This window comes from Curtobacterium sp. 179-B 9B NHS (assembly GCF_045370965.1).
Taxonomy (GTDB): Bacteria; Actinomycetota; Actinomycetes; order Actinomycetales; family Microbacteriaceae; genus Curtobacterium.
The window spans coordinates 1-21,430 of the sequence record NZ_JBIQDQ010000026.1; the positions used below are offsets into that span (position 1 = coordinate 1).

General features: G+C 72.2%; 15 protein-coding genes. 6 read left to right on the forward strand and 9 right to left on the reverse strand.

Features of this window, described 5'->3' with window-relative positions:
- Positions 1-300 precede the first annotated feature (300 nt).
- Positions 301-1,287 carry a hypothetical protein gene (locus ACH0A8_RS15275; protein ID WP_406907486.1) on the reverse strand — a complete coding sequence of 329 codons (987 nt, stop codon included), beginning with the start codon at positions 1,285-1,287 and terminating at the stop codon, positions 301-303.
- A gap of 1 nt (position 1,288) precedes the next feature.
- Positions 1,289-4,441, reverse strand: coding sequence for an Rne/Rng family ribonuclease (locus ACH0A8_RS15280; RefSeq protein WP_400427654.1), 3,153 nt, complete (start codon positions 4,439-4,441; stop codon positions 1,289-1,291).
- A 333-nt stretch (positions 4,442-4,774) separates the two neighbouring features.
- On the opposite strand from ACH0A8_RS15280, the gene ACH0A8_RS15285 reads away from it, so the two are divergent.
- Positions 4,775-5,383, forward strand: a complete 609-nt coding sequence (locus ACH0A8_RS15285; protein ID WP_251154794.1) for a vitamin K epoxide reductase family protein — start codon at positions 4,775-4,777, stop codon at positions 5,381-5,383.
- A 623-nt stretch (positions 5,384-6,006) separates the two neighbouring features.
- On the opposite strand, the gene ACH0A8_RS15290 is transcribed toward ACH0A8_RS15285, so the two are convergent.
- Genes ACH0A8_RS15290 through ileS form a run of 5 tightly spaced genes read right to left on the reverse strand, consistent with a single transcriptional unit; the run spans position 6,007 to position 12,475 of the window.
- Positions 6,007-6,855: a thioredoxin domain-containing protein gene (locus tag ACH0A8_RS15290; RefSeq protein WP_058728427.1), complete on the reverse strand. Its 849-nt coding sequence runs from the start codon at positions 6,853-6,855 to the stop codon at positions 6,007-6,009.
- 25 nt (positions 6,856-6,880) lie between these two features.
- Positions 6,881-7,300: a nucleoside-diphosphate kinase gene (gene ndk, locus ACH0A8_RS15295; RefSeq protein WP_058728426.1), complete on the reverse strand. Its 420-nt coding sequence runs from the start codon at positions 7,298-7,300 to the stop codon at positions 6,881-6,883.
- 26 nt (positions 7,301-7,326) lie between these two features.
- Positions 7,327-7,698, reverse strand: coding sequence for a DUF4233 domain-containing protein (locus ACH0A8_RS15300; RefSeq protein ID WP_066653151.1), 372 nt, complete (start codon positions 7,696-7,698; stop codon positions 7,327-7,329).
- Positions 7,699-7,739: 41 nt separating this feature from the next.
- The gene (locus tag ACH0A8_RS15305) at positions 7,740-9,224 is read right to left on the reverse strand and encodes a folylpolyglutamate synthase/dihydrofolate synthase family protein (protein ID WP_251159807.1); all 1,485 of its coding nucleotides are present in this window, start codon (positions 9,222-9,224) and stop codon (positions 7,740-7,742) included.
- The gene (gene ileS / locus ACH0A8_RS15310) at positions 9,221-12,475 is read right to left on the reverse strand and encodes an isoleucine--tRNA ligase (protein ID WP_400427659.1); all 3,255 of its coding nucleotides are present in this window, start codon (positions 12,473-12,475) and stop codon (positions 9,221-9,223) included. The genes ACH0A8_RS15305 and ileS overlap by 4 nt, the downstream gene beginning before the upstream one ends.
- A gap of 241 nt (positions 12,476-12,716) precedes the next feature.
- Here ileS and ACH0A8_RS15315 point away from each other — a divergent pair, with 241 nt between their 5' ends.
- Positions 12,717-13,751, forward strand: coding sequence for a cation diffusion facilitator family transporter (locus tag ACH0A8_RS15315; RefSeq protein WP_066653147.1), 1,035 nt, complete (start codon positions 12,717-12,719; stop codon positions 13,749-13,751).
- A gap of 11 nt (positions 13,752-13,762) precedes the next feature.
- On the opposite strand, the gene ACH0A8_RS15320 is transcribed toward ACH0A8_RS15315, so the two are convergent.
- On the reverse strand, positions 13,763-14,362 hold the full coding sequence (locus tag ACH0A8_RS15320; RefSeq protein ID WP_066653145.1) for a TetR/AcrR family transcriptional regulator: 600 nt from the start codon (positions 14,360-14,362) through the stop codon (positions 13,763-13,765).
- Positions 14,363-14,393: 31 nt separating this feature from the next.
- On the opposite strand from ACH0A8_RS15320, the gene ACH0A8_RS15325 reads away from it, so the two are divergent.
- The 4 genes from ACH0A8_RS15325 (at position 14,394) to ACH0A8_RS15340 (ending at position 19,604) form a co-directional block, all read left to right on the forward strand.
- The gene (locus tag ACH0A8_RS15325) at positions 14,394-16,037 is read left to right on the forward strand and encodes an ABC transporter substrate-binding protein (RefSeq protein ID WP_251154790.1); all 1,644 of its coding nucleotides are present in this window, start codon (positions 14,394-14,396) and stop codon (positions 16,035-16,037) included.
- Positions 16,022-17,092 (forward strand): ABC transporter permease, encoded by a 1,071-nt coding sequence (locus ACH0A8_RS15330; RefSeq protein WP_406907488.1) that lies wholly within the window; start codon positions 16,022-16,024, stop codon positions 17,090-17,092. Before ACH0A8_RS15325 ends, ACH0A8_RS15330 begins: the two co-directional genes overlap by 16 nt.
- On the forward strand, positions 17,089-17,967 hold the full coding sequence (locus tag ACH0A8_RS15335) for an ABC transporter permease (RefSeq protein WP_209683439.1): 879 nt from the start codon (positions 17,089-17,091) through the stop codon (positions 17,965-17,967). The genes ACH0A8_RS15330 and ACH0A8_RS15335 overlap by 4 nt, the downstream gene beginning before the upstream one ends.
- A 68-nt stretch (positions 17,968-18,035) precedes the next feature.
- Positions 18,036-19,604: an ATP-binding cassette domain-containing protein gene (locus tag ACH0A8_RS15340; protein WP_406907489.1), complete on the forward strand. Its 1,569-nt coding sequence runs from the start codon at positions 18,036-18,038 to the stop codon at positions 19,602-19,604.
- Positions 19,605-19,779: 175 nt separating this feature from the next.
- On the opposite strand, the gene proP is transcribed toward ACH0A8_RS15340, so the two are convergent.
- On the reverse strand, positions 19,780-21,354 hold the full coding sequence (proP, locus tag ACH0A8_RS15345) for a glycine betaine/L-proline transporter ProP (protein WP_406907490.1): 1,575 nt from the start codon (positions 21,352-21,354) through the stop codon (positions 19,780-19,782).
- Positions 21,355-21,430: the final 76 nt, after the last annotated feature.

The following is a 21,430-nucleotide window of genomic DNA, read 5'->3' on the forward strand; positions in this document are numbered from 1 at the left end:
CCCCCGGCCGGCGGGCGGCAGGGTGGCGGCCACCGGCCGGCGAGCGGCAGTGTGGCGGCGCTGTCGGCGTCCGCACGACGTCGAGCACGTCGAACCACGTGACGGCGTGGCGCGAGGTGCTTCCCGGTGGTCAGCAGCAGCTCGCGCCGTGCGGTCGGCACGGTTCGGCGTCCGGCGGTCCGGCGGTGCACGGGGTGGCCCGGCGGGGTCGAGCGAGCCGACGACGGACGCCCGGAGCCGGGCTCCCGCCGGTGGCTGTGTCAGCGCACCGGCGGTGCCCGGCGACCGAGCGTGTCGGTGTCAGCGCGTCGGCGGCGTCCACCGGTCGTCGGGCCGCTGCACGGGCGGCTGGCCGGCGGCCTGCTGGGACCCGGACGGCTGACCGTACTGCTGCTGCTGCTGCTGCTGCTGCTGCTGCGCACCGTAGGGCTGCACGGTCGGCGCGGGCACGGCGTCCGCAGGACGGACCGTCCCCGGTCGTCCGCCCGTCGGCCCCTGCCCCGGGCGTCCTCCCCGTGGACGCCCCAGCCAGAGCCACGCCACGGTCGACGTCGCGAGGAGCATGAGGGTGAAGGGGATGCCGTTCTGCAGGGGCCCGGTGAGGACGTCGATGACGAGCCGGGCACCCGACCCCGTCCGGACCGCGGCGTAGGACCCGGTGAAGACCCCGACGAGCGCCAGGGCGACCGTCCCCGCGGCACCGGCGAGCACGGCACGGAGGAGCACCGTCGGCAGCGGACTCCGCCGCGCGATCGGCGTGAGGAACGCGAGGGCCGTGAACGCTCCCACGTAGAACGGGAACGGCGAGGCGAACACGCCCGACACGAAGCTGCCGAGCAGGCTCGCCCCGGTGCCGTACGTCGAGAAGGGGTGCACGACGAGGGACGCCCCGAGCAGCCCGAGGACGCCGGACACCACCTCGACGAGCACGACGGACACGACGGCGATGAGGGCCCCCGTGACGTTGGCGACCGACGCTCCGGGTGCGAACGCCCGGCGCGGATCCGCGGTCCGGGGCGGCCGTGACCGCACCCGGCCCTGCTGGCCGTACGGCTGTTGGCCGTCCTGCGGCTGGCCGTACGGCTGCTGACCGTACGGCTGCTGACCGTCCTGCGGGCGGCCGTACGGCGGCTGCTGCTGGCCGCCGGGTTGCTGGCCGACGTGCTGCTGGCCGGGCCACGCCGGGCCACCGGGCTGGCCGCCCGCGGGCGGTGCGGGCTGCGACCAGCCCGCACCGTAGTACCCGCGGTCCTGCTGCCGACCGTTCGGGTCGCCCGCGTGGGTCACGTCAGTTCCCCACGATCACGGCGCCGTCGTCCTGCCCGTCGTCGTCCGAGGACGCCGGTGCGCTGATGCTCGGCGACGACACACGGCGCGACCGCGATCGGCCCTGCCCCGGCTGCTTCGGCTCCGGGAGGGCCTGCAGCACGGAGTCGAGGAGCGACTCCGCGTCGTCCCGGACCGGACGCGGCTCACGCTTGGTCACGGCCACCGGGATGTCGAGGATCGCGACGGTGTTCTCGGTCGGGGTGACGGGAGCGCTCGAGCTCACGCGGCGACGGGTCGGCGCGGTCTTCGCCGGAGCAGCCTCCTGCGCGGACGGCTCGGGAGCGGACCCCTGCGAAGGGGTCTCCTGTGCGCCAGCGGAGCCCGCGCGGCCGGAACGGTGCTGGACGGCCTCGTCGGTGTCGCGCACGGCGGACCCGCGCTGCTCGCCGCCGTGCTGTTCGGCATCCTGCTCGTCGGTACCGCGCTGCTCGGGTGCAGCACTGCCGGCACCACGACCGCCACGACGGCGGCGGCGCTTCGACCCGGACGACTGCTCGCCGTCACGGTTGCCCGCACCCCCGGCGTCCTCCGCGCCACGCTCCGGCGCGGACACCGGCGACGGACCGGACGCTGGTGCATCGGCCGAGGCGGAGACCGCGGCCTCGGGGTCCGGGGTCGCCGCACCGCCGCGCGGCGACGCCACGCCGGTCACCGGTTCGCCGGACGACGCCTCGTCGTGGGGCAGGGTCGAGGCCGCGATGCGGGACAGCGCGTTCTTGACGTCCTCGGTGATCTGGTGCGCCTGCGACGACTGGCCGGTCGACCCGTTGCCGGAGCCCCCGTTGCCCGAGCCGCCGTTGCCACCGTGCCCGTTGCCTCCCTGGCCGTTGCCGTTGCCGTTGCCACCGGTCGAGCCGCCGTTGCCGCGGCCCTTGCGGCGCCCCTTCGAGGGCCCGGGGTCCGCGTTGTTGTCGTTGACCTTGGCGTTGACCTCGTCGAGCGACTCACGCAGCCCGACACCGATCTTCTTGCGGGTCATCTGCACGAGGCCGAGCGAGGTGACCTCGGCCACCTGGTGCTTCGTGCGGTCGCGGCTCAGGCACTCGACGAGACGACGCAGCACCAGGTCGCGGTTCGACTCGAGCACCATGTCGATGAAGTCGATGACGATGATGCCGCCGATGTCGCGCAGGCGGAGCTGTCGGACGATCTCCTCGGCCGCCTCGAGGTTGTTCTTGGTGACGGTCTCCTCGAGGTTGCCGCCCGAGCCGACGAACTTGCCGGTGTTGACGTCGACGACCGTCATGGCCTCGGTGCGGTCGATCACGAGCGAGCCACCCGAGGGCAGCCACACCTTGCGGTCCAGGGCCTTCTCGATCTGCTCGTTGAGGCGGTACTCCTCGAACGAGTCCGGGCCGTCGTAGATCTCGACGCGGTCCTTGAGGTCGGGCGCCACGGCGTCGAGGTACTCCTCGATGGTGCCGCGCGCGGCCTCGCCGTCGATGATCAGCTTCGTGAAGTCCTCGTTGAAGACGTCACGCACGATCTTGACGAGCAGGTCCGGCTCCGAGTGCAGCATGACCGGGGCGTGCCCGTTCTGCACCTTCTTCTGGATCGCGTCCCACTGGCTGGTCAGACGCTGCACGTCGCGCGTGAGCTGTTCCTCGGTCGCGCCCTCGGCAGCGGTGCGGACGATGACGCCCGCGTGCTCCGGCAGGACCTCCTTGAGGATCTTCTTCAGGCGCGCACGCTCGGTGTCCGGCAGCTTGCGCGAGATGCCGTTCATGGAGCCGTTCGGCACGTAGACCAGGTAGCGACCCGGCAGCGAGACCTGCGAGGTCAGACGGGCACCCTTGTGCCCGACCGGGTCCTTGGTGACCTGCACGAGGACCTTGTCCCCGGGCTTGAGCGCGGCCTCGATGCGTCGGCCGTGGTTGCCGGTGTCGACCGAGTTCCAGTCGACCTCGCCCGCGTAGAGCACGGCGTTCCGACCGCGGCCGATGTCGACGAAGGCCGCCTCCATCGAGGGCAGCACGTTCTGCACCTTGCCGAGGTAGACGTTCCCGATGAGCGAGACGTTGTGCGACTTGGTGACGTAGTGCTCCGCGAGGACGTTGTCCTCGAGCACGCCGATCTCGATCTTCGACGAGCTCGACCGGACGATCATCTGGCGGTCGACGCTCTCGCGGCGCGCGAGGAACTCGTCCTCGGTGATGACCGTGCGACGACGACCGGCGTCACGGCCGTCGCGGCGACGCTGCTTCTTCGCCTCGAGTCGGGTGGACCCCTTGATGCGCTGTGGCTCGGTGATGAGCTCCGGCTCGCGGCGGCGCGGCTCCTGGTGGTCGCGCGGCTCACGGACGCCGCGCTCCTGGCGGTCGGCACTGCTCCCGCGACGACGCGAGCGACGGCGGCTGCCGCCCTGCTCGTCGTCCTCGTCGTCGTCCTCGTCACGCGCAGCGCGCGCCGGCAGGGCCGGCAGGTCCGGCAGGACCGGCGCGTGGAAGATCAGGCTGAGGGTGCTGGTCGCCTTCGGCACGAAGGGCTCGTCCGCCTCGGGAGCAGATGCGGGCTCCGGCCGGGAGGCACCGCCCACCTCGACCGCGTCGGTCGCCACCGCGGAGGACGCGACGTCCGCCGTGGTCGCCCCGTCCGGGTCGGCTGGTGTGGTCGCAGCGGGTGCGTCCGCGACCGTGCTGCGCTCGATGCCGGCTGCACCGCCGTCCGACGACGCCTCGACGACGGGCTGGCTGCCCGTGACCGTCGAGACGTCCTGGGGCTCAGCCGCGGCGGCCGTGACGTGCTCGACCGCGACCTCGACGGCGTCGTCCGCCGTCGCCGTGTCCGTCGACGCAGGGGTCGTCGGCTCGGGGGTCGTCGGCTCGCTGCCCGTCGCTTCGGTGTCCGTCGCTTCGGTGTCCGTCGCTTCGGTGTCCGTCGCTTCGGCATCCGTCGACGCGCTGTCCGGGGCGACCGGTCCGTCGACCGCAGCGGTCCCGTCGGTCGGCGCGTCGTCGGTCACGGCGACCGCCTCGATGTCGCTGGTGTCGGTGTCGACGTCACCACGGGCCTCCTGGCCGGTGGACCGGGCGCGACGGCTGCCGAACAGGCGGCCACGGCGCTTCGGTGCGACTTCTTCGTTGTTCGGGTTGTCGGTGTTCTGCTCCACCATGGATCTGGTGCACTCCTCGGCCCCACTCGCGTCCTGACGGACGGCGGGAATTCTGTGGTTGTCACGGGTGGCGTCCACGCCCCCGTGTTCGTTCTCGTGACCGGTGTTCGTCGTCCCGGCGTGCGGTCCGGTGTCGTTCCGTGTCGGACACCCGGCCCGACCGGCTCGGCATCGGGTGTGACGCGAGTCCCGGTCACGGCGCGCTCTCACCGCGCCTGATCGTCCGGGCTGCGCCCGGAAAGCTCTCTCGCCGCACGGATCGGCCGCGCGACTGCTGTCATTGTCGCACGAGGTGCCAGGAAAGGTCCGGAACGGGCATGCGATGATGACGCCGTGAGCACGAGCGCAACCACGCCCCGCCGCCCGGTCGCGATGGCGGTCTTCCTCATCGTCACCGGAGCAGTCGGCCTCTTCGCCGCGTTCAACCTGGTGCTGGACGAGTTCGCGAAGTACGAGAACCCCTCGAAGGCGCTCAGCTGCGACGTGAGTCCGTTCGTGAACTGCTCGCAGGTGATGACGAGCTGGCAGGGCTCCCTGTTCGGGTTCCCGAACCCGCTCCTCGGCGTGATGGGCTTCGTCGCCCCGATCGCCGTCGGGGTGATGCTGCTCGCCGGCATGCGGAACGGTCACCGCTGGTTCTGGGTGCTGTTCAACGCCGGGGTGTTCCTGGCGTGGGTGTTCGTCACCTGGCTCTTCACGCAGACCGTCTGGGTCATCGGCTACCTGTGCCCCTGGTGCCTGCTCGTGTGGACCGTGACGATCCCGATGTTCTGGATCTTCACGACCTGGAACGCGGCGCAGGGACGCTTCGGCGCCGGGCTCCAGCGGGTCGGGCGCTCGCTGCTGCCCTACTCGTGGGCGTTCGTGCTGGCGAACTACGCCGTGATCGTGGTCAGCATCCTCATCGTGTTCCCCCGCGTGCTCTCGACGCTCCCGTTCTGACGCCGCGCTCGTGACGGCGTCCCGGTCCGCCTGACGCTGCCGGGCCGCTGCTCGGTGCACGTCCCGGTCGTCCTGACGCCACCGGACCGTTGCGATGCCCCCGTCCCGGTCCCTCGAGCGGGCCAGATCCGTCACGCTCGACGTTCTCCGGCGACGGATCGTGCCCTCGCCCGGATCGCCAGCGGCGTGTCCTGCCCACTCGGGAGGGCCGTCGGATCGGTCCTGATCGCTCGCGCAGCGTCCGGACGACACGTGCTCCTCGCTCCTACGGTGTGCGAGCGGATCGTCCCGCACCGGCGAGCGTGCTGCCTCGGCCCGTGATCCGCCGACCCGGCCAGGCCCGGACGCCCGATCCTTCCCATGACACCTGCGATGCAAGGCGCTTTCGGGCATCCCTGGTGCAACCGAAGCGCCAGGTACGCCCGGTTTCGCTCGGTACGCCCGGATCGACCAGGTGCGCACGCCGCCGCGCGCCCCCGCGCCGCACCGCACCTCCCCGCACCCCAGGCGCCTCCCCGCGCCTCAGGCTCCGCGTCGCGCGCCCGCGCCGCGGGCAGCCCGGGGACAGCGATCGGCCCCGCGCTCCCGGATCGGGAGCGCGGGGCCGAGTGCGGCGGGGCCGACTACTTCGCGGCGGCCTCGATGGTCGGGACGACGTCGGTGAGGGTGCTCACACGCTGCCCGTTCACCAGGATCGTCGGCGTGCCGAAGCCCTGGGGACCGGCGACCGCCGGGTCCGAGGTGACCTGGTTCGTGATCTTCGTGACCCAGCCCTTGTACGTCTCGTTCGACAGGCACTCGGACACGTCGGAGCCGGTGGCCCCGCCGGCCTTCACCAGGTCGGCGATCTCGGCGTTGGTCAGGCCCTTCGTGCCCTCCTCCGGCTGCTTCTCGAAGAACTGCGTCTGCACGTCGAGGAACTTGTCCGGCGCGTAGTTCGCGACGCACATCGCGGCGTTCGCGGCACGGCTGGCGTAGCGCGAGCCGAGGTAGCTGCGGTCGAGGATCGACACCGGGTGGATCTCGAGCGTCGCCTGACCGTTCTTCACGAAGTCGGTGATCTGGTCGGCGTAGGCACCCTCGAACTGCTTGCAGACCGGGCAGGCCCAGTCGACGTACTCGACGACCTTGACCTTGCCGTCGCTGTCGGCCGTGGCGACCGGGGACGGGGTGCCGTCCGCCGAGACCGCTCCGGTCGTGACGGGGGTGATCTTGCCGTCGCCGCCGGTGAACTGGATGCCACCGGTGACCATGTTCTTCGGGCCGGCGGCGGAGGTGGTGCCCCCGCTGTTCACGTTCACCACGACGATCGCGATGATCGCCGCGACGGCCACGATGCCCAGGCCGATGCCGCCCTGCAGGAACCACTTGTTGCGGCGCTTGCGGCGCTTCTCGGCGTCGGCCCGCTGGCGGGCGACCTCACGGGCGTGCTGGCGACGCTCGTTCTTCGTGGGACGGTCGTTGTTCGTCATCGCGTCTGTGCTCCGCTTCGGTCGATCAGGCGAACCAGAGGGCGAGCTCGCGGGCGGCCGACTCCGGGGAGTCCGAGCCGTGCACGAGGTTCTGCTGCACCTTGAGGCCCCAGTCGCGACCGAGGTCGCCACGGATGGTCCCCGGGGCGGCCGAGGTCGGGTCCGTGGTGCCGGCGAGCGAGCGGAAGCCCGCGATCACACCGTTGCCGGCGACGCGCACGGCGACGACCGGGCCGGACTGCATGAACTCGACGAGCGGCTCGAAGAACGGCTTGCCCTGGTGCTCCTCGTAGTGCTGGTCGAGGAGCTCACGCGACGCCGTGACCATCTTGAGGTCGACGATCTCGTAGCCCTTGGTCTCGATGCGACGGAGGACCTCTCCGGTGAGCTGGCGGGCGACGCCGTCGGGCTTGACGAGGACGAGGGTCTCTTCGAGATCGGACACGCAGTTCTCCTGTGGTTCGGTGGTGGTCAGTCCTCGGCCTGAGCGGCCCGGAACGCGGCGTTCTGCCGGTCGAGCTGACCGCCCTTGACGAAGCAGAACACCCACAGCGCCAGGAACACCGCGCCGACCGCGAACATGAACGGCTCGATGAAGCCGGTGGCGAGGATGGCCGCCTGCAGCAGCCACCCGAACCATACACCGGCGCGCTTGCCCGTCAGGCGTGAGGCAGCTGCGAGGACGATGATCGCCAGGATGCCGCCACCGAACGCCGCGAGCGGCGGCAGCGTGCCCTTCCCGTAGACGACGAGCATCGGGAAGAAGAACATCACGGCCTCGAGTCCGAGGGTGATCGCGAGGAGGCTCTCGCGGGCACCGCGCTGCGGGCGCGGCTTCCGCACGCGCGACTGTCGACCCGGCCGGGAGGCCCGTGGTGCGTCCGTCACTTCGTCCCGCTCTCCGCGTGGACCAGGTCCATGACCTTCCCCACCATGACGATGGAGCCGGCGACGAGCACGAGGGCGTCCTCGGCGTCCGCCTCCTCCGCCAGGTCGCGCGCTTCCTGCAGTGCCTGCTCGAGCGCGGGTTCGACGACCACGCGGTCCTCGCCCACCTCGGCCACGACGATGCGGGCGAACGCGTCGGCGTCGAGTGCACGGTCCCCCGGCGGCTGCGTGACGACGAAGGTCTGGACAGTGTCCTTGAGCGCCCGGACGAAGCCGCGGGCGTCCTTGTCGCCGAGGATCCCGACGACGCCGACGACGTGCTCGGACGGGAACGCGACCGGCAGCGCCTCGGCCAGGGCGCGCGCCCCGTGCGGGTTGTGCGCGGCGTCGACCACGACGGTGGGCTCCTGCGCGATCGGCTGCAGCCGGCCGGGGCTGGTCGCGTTCGCGAGGCCCTCGGACAGGACGTCCTCGTCGAGGGCCTGCGAGCCCCGCCCGAGGAACGACTCGACCGCGGCGATCGCGACGGCGGCGTTGTGCGCCTGGTGCTGGCCGAAGAGCGGGACGAACAGGTCGTCGTAGCGCCCGGCGATGCCCTGCACGGTGACGAGCTGTCCGCCGACGGCCGGGGTGTCGGACACGACGGAGAACCCGGTGCCCTCGACGGCGAGCGTCGACTCGGTGAGCTCCGCGGCCCGCTCGAGCTCCGCGAGGGCCTCGGGCGTCTGGGCACTGGAGACGACCGACGACGACGGCTTGATGATGCCGGACTTGGTGCGCGCGATCTCGGCGACGGTCGACCCGAGCTGCTTGGCGTGGTCGATCGCCACCGGGGTGATCACCTGCACCTGGCTCTGCACGACGTTGGTGGAGTCCCACTCGCCGCCCATGCCGACCTCGATGACGGCGACGTCGACCGGTGCCTCGGCGAAGCACGCCAGGGCCAGGACGGTCAGCGCCTCGAAGAAGGTCAGCGGCTGCTCGCCCTTGTCGGTGAGCTCCTGGTCCGTCATCGCCAGGATCGGGGTGATGTCGTCCCAGTTCTCCACGAACCGGTCGGCCGCGATCGGCTCGCCGTCGATGACGATGCGCTCCCGGATCGACACCAGGTGCGGACTCGTCATGAGGCCGGTGCGCAGCCCGTGGGCGCGGACGATGCTCTCGGCCATGCGCGCGGTCGACGTCTTGCCGTTCGTGCCGGTGACGTGGATGACCGGGTACGCCAGGTGCGGGTCGCCGAGGAGCTCGACGGCCCGTCGGGTGGCGGTCAACCGACGTTCGGGTGCCTGCTCGCCGATCCGGGCGTACAGGGCGGCTTCGACGCGCTGCACCTCGTCGTCGTCGCCGCCGTACGGCAGCGCGTCCGTCGGGGCCTGCTCGCCGGACGGTCCGACCGGGATGCGGACCCCGGCCGTGTCGTCGAGCGGACCGAGGTCCTCGATGCCGTCGTGGTCGTCGTCGTACTGCTCGCTGTCGCTCATGCGCGTGCCACCTCCACGGACACCTTCGCACCGTCGCCGACGTCCGAGCCCTCGCCGGGAGCGAACGTCGTCGTGGTCACCTCGACGCTCGTCGCGAGGGTCTCCCCCGCGATGAGCTGCTCGTGCGTGCGGATCGCGTCCTCGGCGTCCTCGGAGACCCGGAGCGTCAGGACGATGCGGTCGCTGACGTCGAGGTCGGCGTCGCGGCGGGCCTGCTGCACGGCGCGGACGACGTCACGGGCGAGCCCCTCGGCCTCGAGCTCGGGGGTCGTCACGGTGTCGAGCACCGCGAAGCCGCCGCCGTCGAGGAACGCCACCGCGACGGAGTCGTCCGCGACGGTGAGGTCGAGCGTGTACTCGCCCTCGACGAGGTCGACGCCGCCGACCGTCACGCCGGACTCGGTCGCGACCCAGTCGCCCTTCTTGGCGGCCGGGATCACCTGCTGCACCTGCTTGCCGATCCGGGGGCCGGCGGCGCGGGCGTTGACGGTGAGCTTCCGCTCGATGCCGTAGCGGCCGAGCGAGGACTCCTCCTGCTGCTCGAGCACGACGCGCTTCACGTTGAGCTCGTCACGCAGGATGTCCGCGAACGGTTCGATCGCTGCCGGGTCCGGCACGACCAGCGTCAGGGTCGCGAGGGGCAGACGGACACGGCGGCCGGTCGCCTTGCGGAGCGCGAGCCCCTTCGACGCGACGTCGCGCACGCGGTCCATCGCGGCGACCAGGGCGTCGTCGGCCGGGAACTCGTCGGCGGACGGGAAGTCCTCGAGGTGCACGCTGCGCCCGCCGGTCAGGCCCTTCCAGACCTCTTCCGTGACGAGCGGCGCGAGCGGGGCGGCGACGCGGGTGAGCGTCTCGAGCACGGTGTACAGCGTGTCGAACGCCGCGCGGGCCTCGGGTGAGGACTCCGCGCCGAGCCAGAACTTGTCGCGCGACCGACGGACGTACCAGTTGGTCAGCACGTCGGCGAAGTCCCGGACGGCCTGGGCCGCGAGCGGGGTGTCGAGCGCGTCGAGGTGCGTGGTCACGTCCGCCACGAGCACCCGGGTCTTCGCGAGCAGGTACCGGTCGAGCACGTCGGTGCTCGCCGTGCTGCGCGAGGCCTGGTAGCCGGTGTCGCCGGAGGCGTTCGCGTAGAGGGTGAAGAAGTAGTACGTCGACCAGAGCGGCAGCAGGAACTCGCGGACACCCTGGCGGATGCCCTCCTCGGTCACGACGAGGTTGCCGCCGCGGATGACCGACGACGACATGAGGAACCAGCGCATCGCGTCGGCGCCGTCGCGGTCGAACACCTCGGAGACGTCCGGGTAGTTCCGGAGCGACTTCGACATCTTCTGGCCGTCCGAGCCGAGCACGATGCCGTGGCTGATCACGTTCCGGAAGGCCGGGCGGTCGAACAGCGCGGTCGACAGCGCGTGCATGACGTAGAACCAGCCGCGGGTCTGCCCGATGTACTCGACGATGAAGTCCGCGGGGCTGTGCTCCTCGAACCACTCGCGGTTCTCGAACGGGTAGTGCACCTGCGCGTACGGCATCGAGCCGGAGTCGAACCACACGTCGAACACGTCGGAGATGCGTCGCATGGTCGACTGCCCCGTCGGGTCGTCGGGGTTCGGCCGGGTCAGCTCGTCGATGAACGGACGGTGCAGGTCGACCTCGCCGTCGGCGTTCAGCGGCAGGCGACCGAAGTCGCGCTCGAGCTCCTCGAGCGAGCCGTAGACGTCCTGGCGCGGGTACGCCGGGTCGTCCGACACCCAGACCGGGATCGGCGTGCCGAAGTACCGGTTGCGGGACACTGACCAGTCGATCGCGTTGCCGACCCACTTGCCGAACTGACCGTCCTTGACGTTGTCCGGCACCCAGTTGATGTCCTGGTTGAGCTCGCCCATGCGGTCGCGGAACTCGGTGACGCGGACGAACCACGACGAGACCGCCTTGTAGATGAGCGGCTTGCGGCAGCGCCAGCAGTGCGGGTAGCTGTGCTCGTACGAGGCCTGGCGGAGCAGTCGGCCCGCCTCGCGCACGGCCTTCGTCAGCGGCTTGTTGGCGTCCGACCAGAGCATGCCGGCGACGTCGCCGAACTGCGCCGTGAAGAGTCCGCCCTCGTCGAGGGACAGCACCACGGGGATGCCGGCGGCCGCGCAGACCTCCTGGTCGTCGGCGCCGTACGCCGGGGCCTGGTGCACGATGCCGGTGCCCTCACCCGTCTCGACGTACTCGGCGACGAGGATGCGCCACGCGTGCTCGTAGCCCTCGGCCTCCGCGAGGAAGTCGAACAGGCGCTCGTACTCGACGCCGTCGAGCTCGGCGCCGACGACCGTGCGGAGCACGGCGGCGAGCGCGTCGTCCGCGCTCTCGTAGCCGAGCTCCTTCGCGTGGGCGGCCACGGTGTCCGAAGCCAGGAGGTACCGAGCCGAGCCGGCGTCGCCACCGTCAGCCGCGCCTCCCGGCCCGGCCGGCACGACCGCGTAGGCGATGTCCGGACCGACCGCGAGCGCCGCGTTCGTCGGCAGGGTCCAGGGGGTCGTCGTCCAGGCGAGTGCGCGGACCCCGATCAGGTCGAGTGCAGCGGCGCGGGCGCCATGCAGCGGGAACGACACCGTGACCGACTGGTCCTGGCGCATCTTGTAGACGTCGTCGTCCATGCGCAGCTCGTGGTTCGAGAGCGGCGTCTGGTCGTTCCAGCAGTACGGCAGGACGCGGAAGCCCTCGTACGCCAGGCCCTTGTCCCAGAGCTGCTTCCACGCCCACAGGACGCTCTCCATGAAGGTGACGTCGAGGGTCTTGTAGTCGTCCTCGAAGTCGACCCAGCGCGCCTGACGGGTGACGTACGCCTGCCACTCGTCGGTGTACTGCAGCACGGACTGCTTGGCCGCGGCGTTGAAGACGTCGACGCCCATGTCGTCGATCTCGTGCTTCTCGGTGATCCCGAGCTGCCGCATGGCCTCGAGCTCGGCGGGCAGCCCGTGGGTGTCCCACCCGAAGCGGCGGTGCACCTGCTTGCCGCGCATGGTCTGGTAGCGCGGGAAGACGTCCTTCGCGTAGCCGGTCAGCAGGTGACCGTAGTGCGGCAGGCCGTTCGCGAAGGGCGGGCCGTCGTAGAACGTCCACTCCGTGCAGCCCTCGCGCTGGTCGATCGACGCCCGGAACGTGTCGTCGCCCTTCCAGAAGGCGAGGATGCCCTGCTCGACGGCGGGGAAGGACGGGGACGGGACGACACCGTCGGTGGGGACGTTGAGGGGGTAGGCCACGAGCTGCTCCTGTGGGTTCGGTTCGTCTCCACGAGGACGGAGCGTGCTCCGCGGTACCACCTCGCTTGCCGGACGCTGCTCGCGCTGCGACCGACCGCTCGTTCGCCGGATGGGGTGCGGTCCGGTCCGCCCGGGTCTACTGACGGCGGTGGTGCTGCCGCGTTCTTCCGGAGGCTCACCGGTGATGGCCGGTTCGACGCCTGGTGGGACGAGTCTACAAGAGTCGGAGCATGCTGGAGCGATGCCCTCGTCCGAGAAGCAGGACCGTCCGGAGTCCCTGCTCACCGTCGTCATCGCCTTCGCCGCCAACCTGCTCGTCGCCATCGCCAAGACCGTCGCCTCCCTGATCTCGGGTTCAGCGTCGATGACCGCGGAGGCCGCGCACTCGTGGGCCGACACGGGCAACGAGATCTTCCTGCTCGTCGCCGAACGACGCGGCGCGAAGAAGCGGGACCGGAAGCACCCGCTGGGGTACGGTCGCGAGACCTACATCTGGTCGATGTTCGCCGCGTTCGGCCTCTTCACCGCGGGTGCCGTCGTGTCGATCTGGCACGGCATCACCGAGCTCGGCGAGACCGGTCCGGCCGAGGACGTCGTGCTCAACTACGTCGTGCTCGGCATCGCGTTCGTCCTCGAGGGCACGAGCTTCCTGCAGGCCTACCGCCAGGCACACGGAGCCGCCACGAAGCGCCGCGTCCCGGTGCTCCGCCACGTGCTGCAGTCGTCGAACCCCACGCTCCGGGCGGTCTTCGCCGAGGACGCCGCGGCGCTGGTCGGCCTCGTGATCGCGTTCCTCGGCGTGCTGCTGCACCAGCTCACCGGCCTCGCGGTGTTCGACGCGATCGGCTCCATCGCGGTCGGACTCCTGCTCGGGGTCGTCGCGATCGTCCTCATCGAGCGCAACCGCCGGTTCCTGGTCGGCGAGGCGACGTCCCCCGAGCTCGAGGACGCCGTGCTCACCGAGCTGCTCCGTCGCGACGAGGTGGAGCGCGTCACCTACCTGCACCTGGAGTTCGTCGGACCGTCCCGGGTGTTCCTGGTGGCCGCGGTCGACCTGACCGGCAACGAGCTCGAGGACCACGTCGCGGTCCGGCTCCGTCGGGTCGAGGCGTCGCTCGAGGAGAGCCAGTACATCGAGGAGGCCGTCCTCACCCTGAGCATCCCGGGCGACGCGTCGCTCGCGGCCCGAGGGGACGGCGACGTCCCGGGGATCGTGCGCGACGGCACGGTGGAGGACGTCGCGGCCGGCGGTGCCGGGACGCTCCGCACCGAGTAGCGCCCGTCGGGTCAGCGCGCGTCGAGGCCCGCCGCGACCGGCGTGAGCGCCGCGCCGACGTACTCGACGAGGGACCTGCGGGCGACGCCGTCGGCGACCCACACCCCGAACGCCGCCGCCGCGGCCCCGAGCATCGCCCCGGACACGGTCTGCGGCCACAGGGACGTCGGGTGCTCCCCCGTCCGCGAGCCGACGAACGCCGAGACCGCCCCGTGCTGCGCCATCACCCGCGCCGCCACACTGGCGACGAGCTCGGTGCCGATGTCCATCACCTCGGCCTGGGCGATCGCCCACGGCACGCGGTCGGGGTCGTGCGCCCGCGCCGCGGCGAGCACGGCCTGCTCCACGGCGCGCACGGGCGAGGACTCCGTCGAGGCGGTGAGGAACGCGGGCAGGTCGGCGACCGCGGCGTCGAGCTCCAGCCAGAGCACGTCCGACTTCGCCCCGAAGTAGTTGAAGAACGTCGCCCGGCTCACCCCGGCCCGGGCCGCGATCTGGTCGACGGTCGTCCGCGCGTACCCCTGCTCGAGGAACAGCTCGGCAGCCGCGTCGGCGAGGACCTCGGCACTCGAGCGTCGGGGGCGGCCACCGCGGCGCATCGTCTCGTCCATGCCGCCAGTAAACCGCTAGACTCGTGCAGCCATGATCTTGGACCGAGTACAGAAAACACGCGCCCGCGCACTCCTCACCGCCGCGGGAGCCACCGCGGTCCTGCTGGCCCTGACCGCCTGCACCGGCGGTGGCACCGCCACGGACGCCGGCACGCCGGTCAGCGGCGGGACGCTCACGTACGCCTCCGGCGACGCCGAGCCGACCTGCCTCGACCCGCACGTCGGCGGGAACTACCCGCAGGCCCTGCTGTCGACGCAGTACATCGAGATGCTCACCGGCCTCGACCGGGCGGGGAAGCCGACGCCGGCCCTCGCGACCGGGTGGACGACGAGCGACGACGGGAAGACCCTGACGCTCGACCTGCGCACGGACGTGTCGTTCTCCGACGGCACCCCGTTCGACGCGGCCGCCGTCGTCGCGAACATCGAGCACGTGCAGGACCCGACGACGGCGTCGAGCACGGGCTACCTCGCCCTGCAGTCGATCACGAAGGCCACGGCGACCGACGACCACACCGTCACGCTGACCCTGAGCCGCCCGGACAGCGCGCTGCTCGAGTCGTTCTCGCAGCCCTGGGTCGGCATGGAGTCACCGAAGGCCCTGCAGCGCCCGCAGGCGACGAACTGCGCATCCCCCGTCGGCACCGGCCCGTTCACCGTCACGGAGTGGCAGCGGGGCGATCGCATCACCCTGGCGAAGAACGACGCGTACACGCCGCTCACCGGCTCGACGGAGCCCCGCCTCGACGGCATCACGTGGCGCTTCCTGCCCGACTCGACCTCGCGCTACGCCGCACTGCAGGCCGGCCAGGTCGACGTCATCGACAACGCCCAGCCCGACCAGCTGAAGAGCGCCTCGACGAAGGGCGCGATCCGCGACCTCGACGCCCCGCGCCCCGGCGCCTCGAACCGCCTCGAACTGAACTCCGGGCACGGGGTGTTCCGCGACGAGGCGGTCCGGAAGGCCTTCATCGCCGGCGCCGAGATCGACCCGGGCCTGCAGAGCCTGTTCCTCGGCACCGCGAAGCGCTCGTACTCGGTGCTGTCGAGCGTCGAGCCCGACGGGTACTCCGATCCGGCGCTGTTCGAGTACTCCCCGAAGACGGCGGGACGCCTGCTCGACGAGGCCGGTTGGAAGGTCGGCAGCGACGGCGTCCGCGAGAAGGACGGGCAGCGGCTCACCGTCACCTTCCCGGTGTCGACGAACCAGTCGGTGCCCGCGGAGCGCAGCCTGTTCCAGCAGGTCCAGGCCTCGGAGAAGGCGGTCGGGTTCGACGTGCGGCTCGAGGAGCTCGACCTCTCCAGCTGGTACGCCGCCCTCGCCGCGAACGAGTACGACGTCGTCAGCGCTCCGTACACCAAGGTCGGCCCGGACGTCCTCCGCATCCTGTACGACAGCGCGAGCATCGAGCCCGCACCGTCGGGCTACTTCGCGAACCTCGCGCAGCTCGACGACCCGACGGTCGACGACCTGCTGGAGCGTGCGGCACGCACGTCGGACGCCGACGAGCGCGGCGACCTGTACCGCCAGGCGCAGCAGCGGATCCTGGCGAGCGGCACCGTCCTGCCGCTCTACGACCAGCAGAACCACTTCCTGTACCGCTCCGCCGTCCACGGCATCGAGACCACGTCGGTCTCCACCCCGTGGTTCGGCACCGCGTGGATCGCGCGCTGACGGGCGAGCCGGCCGGGAGGCCCGCCCCGCGTCCGCCACGCACCGGCACCCGTCGCGGGTGGTCGGCGTGGGTCCTGTGGGGTCTCCGCCGTGCGGCCGGCGGCATCGGGGTGCTCTGGGCGGTCGCCACGATCGTCTTCGTCGCGATCCGGTTGATCCCGGGTGACCCGGCGCTGGCGATCCTCGGCGGCCCCGGGTCCCAGGCCTCGGCGGAGGCGGTCGAGGCCGTCCGCCGCGAGTACGGCCTCGACCGGCCGGTGCTCGTGCAGTACGCGGTGTTCCTCGGGCGCCTGGCGACCGGGCACCTCGGCGACTCGTACGCGTTCCGCACGCCCGTGTCCGAGCTCCTCGCGCAGCAGGTCCCCGTGACGCTGACGCTCGCGGTCGCCGGACTCGTCGTCGCCTGGGTCCTGGCGATCGGCGCCGCGTGGTGGTCGACGCAGCGCGGGCGGATCGCCGCGGCCCTGACCGGCGCGATCACCGTGACGGCGAGCGTCGTGCCGCACTTCTGGCTCGGCAGCGTGCTCATCGTGGTCTTCGCGAGCGCACTCGGGTGGGTGCCGGCGGTGTCGGACGGCAGCCTGCGCGGTTGGGTCCTGCCCGTGCTCACCGTCGCCGTGCCGGTCGCGGGGTACCTCGCCGAGACGGTCCGCGACGGCGTGGTCGACGCCCAGCGCTCCGCGTTCGCCCTCGCAGCCCGCGGCCGCGGGGAGACCCGCGTCGGACTGTTCGGTCGTCACCTGCTCCGGCACGCGGCGCTCCCCGGGATCGCCCTGTCCGCGTGGGCCTTCGGCTCGCTGGTCTCCGGTGCCGTGGTCGTCGAGTCGGTCTTCGCGCTGCCCGGCATCGGTCGTGCCCTGGTCACCGCGGTCACCCAGCGGGACATGCCCCTGGTGGCCGGGATCGCCCTCGTGTCCGCCGCGGCGTACGTCGTCGTGCTGGCGGTCGCGGACCTGGTCGAGCGGGCGGTGGACCCGCGGACCCGCGACCGACGCCCGGCCGGTCGCGTGGGGCGAGTGCGCGTGCGCACGCAGAGCAGGGTGGACGCACGGTGAGCGGGGTGCTCGACCCGGGCCTCCCGGCCGGTGCGTCCGAGGGGCGGGCCCGACGGTCCGAGCGGTTCCGTGGGGGGACGCTCGGCCCGGCGGGCTCGGTCGCGGCGGTCGTCGTCGCGGTCGCGGTGCTGGCGGCGGTCTGGCCGGCGCTGCTCGGCGGCGGCGACCCGCTCGCGGTGCACCCCGCCGACGCCCTGACGCCACCCGGACCGGCGCACCCCTTCGGCACCGACGAGTCCGGACGCGACGTGCTCGCGCGCGTGGTCGCGGGGACACGGGCGTCACTCGTGGTCGGGGTCGCCGCGACGCTCGTCGGCGGTCTCACCGGGATCCTGCTCGGCACGCTCGCCGGACTCGGTGGTCGGATCGTGGACGCGGTCGTCGGCCGGGTCACCGAGGTGGCGTTCGCGCTGCCGCTGCTGCTCGTCGCGCTCGTCGTCATCGCGGTCACCGGCCCCGGACCGGTGCCCGCGACCCTGGCGGTGGGGTTCGCCACGGCGCCCGGGTACGCCCGGATCGTCCGCGGCCTGGTCCGGAGTGCGCGGTCGTCGCAGGTGGTCGAGACCGCCGTGCTGCAGGGCCGCTCCCCCGGCCGGATCGTGTTCCGGCACGTCCTGCCCGCGGCACTCTGGCCCGTCGTCGCCGTCGCCACGCTCGGGGTCGGCCAGGCGGTCGTGTGGGCGTCGGCGCTCAGCTACCTCGGGGTCGGGACCCCGCCGCCCGCGCCGGAGTGGGGTGCGATGCTCGCGGACGGCCGCACCTACCTGCTGACCGCGCCGTGGATGAGCACCTTCCCGGGCCTCGCCATCGTGGTGCTGGCGACCGCGGTGACGGTGCTCGGCCGTGCGGTGCGGCGGACGGGGGCCGTGCGGTGAGGGGCTCCGAGCGGGGGCCCGACGACGTCGTGGGACGGACCGGTGCAGCACGGCCGGTGGGGACCCGCGTGCTCGACGTCCGCGGGCTCGCTGTGTCGATCGACGGCGCGACGGTGGTGCACGGCGTCGACCTGCACGTCGACGCCGGTGAGTGCGTCGCCCTGGTCGGGGCGTCCGGCTCCGGCAAGACCGTGACCGCCCGGGCGGTGCTCGGGCTCTCCGCAGCGGGTGCCGCGGTCACCGCCGACCGCCTCGACCTCGTCGGCTCCGACGTGCGCGGGCTCGCCGAGCGGCGCTGGCGTCGGCTCCGCGGGAGCACCGTCGGCTACGTCGGCCAGGAGGCCCTCGGCGCACTCGACCCCCTCCGCCCCGTCGGCCGCGAGGTCGCCGACGCCCTGCGCCTGCACACCGACCTGCGCGCAGCAGAACGGGTCGATGCCGTGCGCGCCGCACTGGCGGGCGTGGGGCTCGACCCCGCGATGGCGACCGACGGCCGGCGCTCCGGCACGCTCTCTGGAGGCATGCGACAGCGCGCGCTGATCGCGGCGGCGACCGTGGCCTCCCCCGCGCTCGTGGTGGCGGACGAACCGACGACCGCCCTCGACGCCGCCGTGGCCGTCACCGTGATGGAGCAGCTCCGGGCCGTGCAGGACCGCGGCGCCGGGCTGCTGGTCATCACGCACGACCTCGGGCTCGTCGCCGGGTGGGCGGACCGGGTGCTCGTCGTCGACGAGGGGACGGTGGTCGAGCACGGACCGGTCGCCGAGGTCTTCGCAGCACCGCAGCACCCGGCGACCGCAGCCCTGGTGCGGGCGGCACGGGCGGACACACGCCGGGCCGTGGGACGGGTGCCCGGCCCCGGTGCGCCGTCGGCCCCGCTCGTCGAGGGCTCCGGACTGACCCGGTTCTTCGACGGAGTGCCCGCCGTGCAGGACGTGTCGATCACCGTGCGACCGGGCCGCGTGACGGGTGTGATCGGTGCCTCCGGCTCGGGCAAGACGACGGTGGCGCGGATGCTGCTCGGACTCGAGACGCCGGACGCCGGCACGGTCAGGCTCGACGGCGACCCGTGGGTGCCCCTGCCCGAGCGCGAGCGCCGGGCTCGTCGGCACCGGGTGGCGGCCGTCGTGCAGGACCCCGGGGCGACCTTCGACGAGCGGTGGAGCGTCGGACGGGTGCTCGCGGACGCCCTGTCCCGCGGGCAGGAGCGGCGGGCGCGGGGTGGTCTGGCCGACCCGGTCGACGCTGCACTCCGTCAGGTGGGACTCGACCCCGAGCTGCGGTCACGCGCCCCGCGCACGCTCTCCGGCGGACAGCGGCAACGACTGGCGATCGCCCGGGCGCTGGCGACGTCGCCCGAGGTGGTCGTGCTCGACGAACCGGTGACGGCACTCGACGCGACCGTGCAGGACGCGGTGCTCACGCTGCTCGAACGACTGCGCGACGAGACCGGCGTGGCGATGGTGTTCGTGTCGCACGACCTGCGCGCCGTCCGGCGGATGGCGGACGAGGTGCTCGTGGTGCACGACGGCCGCGTCGTGGAGCAGGGCCCCGCGGAACGCGTGCTCGGCGCGCCGGAGCACCCGGCGACCGCGCGCCTGGTCGACGCTGCCGCCCGGCTCGCCCGCGGCGCCTGACCGCGGCGCCGCGCCAGCGGGCGAGTCTCGCTCAGGCGGACACGTTCGCGGCACCGAAGCCGCGAACGTGTCCGCCGGGCCGAGACTCGGTTAGCGCCCACGGAGCGGACATGCCGGGAGGCACGGTGCGCGTCCGTGACGGACGTGCGCCGTGCCTCCCGGCCGACAGCGGCGGCTACGAGCCCGCGGGCTCCTTGTCGGACCCCGGCTTCGGGGTGTCCCCCGAGATGATCGGGATCTCGCTCGTCGAGAAGTCCTTCGCCCAGTCGGACTGCGCGAGCTCCGAGGTCGGGTCGTTGTAGTCCTTGATGACGTCGGCGACCTCGTCCTCGTGGGCGACCGTGGGGCCCGAGCCCATGAGCGGCGTCGCAGCCGTCTCCTTGGTGAAGAACACCGCGACGAGGCCGATCACGGCCGCGAGCATGAGGTAGAAGGCCGGGATGTCCTCGGCCCACGAGAGCCCGGCGTCCTTCGCCCCGGCGATGAGCGCCTGCGTCGCGAGCGGGGTCGTGCCACCGAACAGCGAGACGGACACGTTGAACGCGATCGCCAGGGCGCCGTAGCGGATGATCGTCGGGAACAGCGCCGGGAGGGTGGACGGCATGGTCGAGGTGAACGTGACCAGCACGAGACCGAGGATCAGCAGACCGAAGAACACGCCTGCGCCGGTGCCCGACTGGACGAGCTTGAGCGCCGGCCACGACAGCACGATGAAGCCGATGCAGCCGGCGGCGAGGACCGGCCGGCGGCCGAACTTGTCGGACAGGCGACCACCGAAGGTGATGACGACCATCATCAGGATCATCACGATGACGATGAGGATCAGGCCGAACGTGGCGTTCTGCCCGAGGTTCGTCTCGAGGTAGGTCGGCATGTACGACAGCAGCATGTAGTCGGTCACGTTGAACACGAGGACCAGGCCGATGCAGATGATGAGCGAGCGCCAGTTCTCGGCGAACAGCTTGAGGAACGGCGTCTTCTGCGACTCGCGCTCGGCGGCCTGCTCCTGCTGCTTCTGGAAGGCCGGGGTCTCCTCGAGCTTCAGGCGGAGGTAGAGCCCGATGAGGCCGAGCGGACCGGCGATCATGAACGGGATGCGCCAGCCCCAGCTGAGCAGGGTGTCCTCGGGCATCGCGTACTGCAGGACCGTGACGATCGACGCGCCGAGCACGTAGCCGGCCAGCGTGCCGAACTCGAGCCACGAGCCCATGAACCCGCGGCGCTTGTCGGGCGAGTACTCGGCGATGAAGGTCGCGGCACCGCCGTACTCACCACCGGTCGAGAAGCCCTGCACGAAGCGGGCGACGAGGAGCAGCACGGGGGCCCAGAAGCCGATCGTCGCGTACGACGGGATGAGGCCGATCATGAGCGTGCCGGCGGCCATCAGGATCATCGTCAGCGCGAGGACCTTCTGCCGGCCGATCTTGTCGCCGATGGGGCCGAAGACGGCGCCGCCGATCGGGCGGACGATGAAGGCGGCCGCGAAGAACCCGAAGGTCGCGACGAGGTTCGACGTCGGGTCGCCCGCCGGCAGGAACACCTTCGAGATCGTGACCGTCAGGTACGCGAAGATGCCGAAGTCGAACCACTCCATCGCGTTGCCGAGGGCCGCGGCGGCGACGGCACGCTTGAGCAGCGACTCCTCGACGACGGTGACGTCGTCCTCGGTCAGCTTGCGGCGTGCACGCTTCGCTGCGCCCTTCGTGCGCAACGGCCGGTCGCCGTGCTGGTGTGCGTCGTTCGGTGCCAAGTTCGTTCCTCCGGTAGTGCTGTGTCTTGCCTTCGGGCATCCGGCGGAGAGCGACTGTGCAGTCCTCGCGAACACC

Excerpts from the sequence above, each read along its gene's own strand:
- ACH0A8_RS15280 (WP_400427654.1), bottom strand. The coding sequence starts at position 4,441 with ATGGTGGAGCAGAACACCGACAACCCGAACAACGAAGAAGTCGCACCG.
- ACH0A8_RS15290 (WP_058728427.1), bottom strand. The coding sequence starts at position 6,855 with ATGACGAACAACGACCGTCCCACGAAGAACGAGCGTCGCCAGCACGCC.
- ACH0A8_RS15305 (WP_251159807.1), bottom strand. The coding sequence starts at position 9,224 with ATGAGCGACAGCGAGCAGTACGACGACGACCACGACGGCATCGAGGAC.
- ACH0A8_RS15315 (WP_066653147.1), top strand. The coding sequence starts at position 12,717 with ATGCCCTCGTCCGAGAAGCAGGACCGTCCGGAGTCCCTGCTCACCGTC.
- ACH0A8_RS15320 (WP_066653145.1), bottom strand. The coding sequence starts at position 14,362 with ATGGACGAGACGATGCGCCGCGGTGGCCGCCCCCGACGCTCGAGTGCC.
- ACH0A8_RS15325 (WP_251154790.1), top strand. The coding sequence starts at position 14,394 with ATGATCTTGGACCGAGTACAGAAAACACGCGCCCGCGCACTCCTCACC.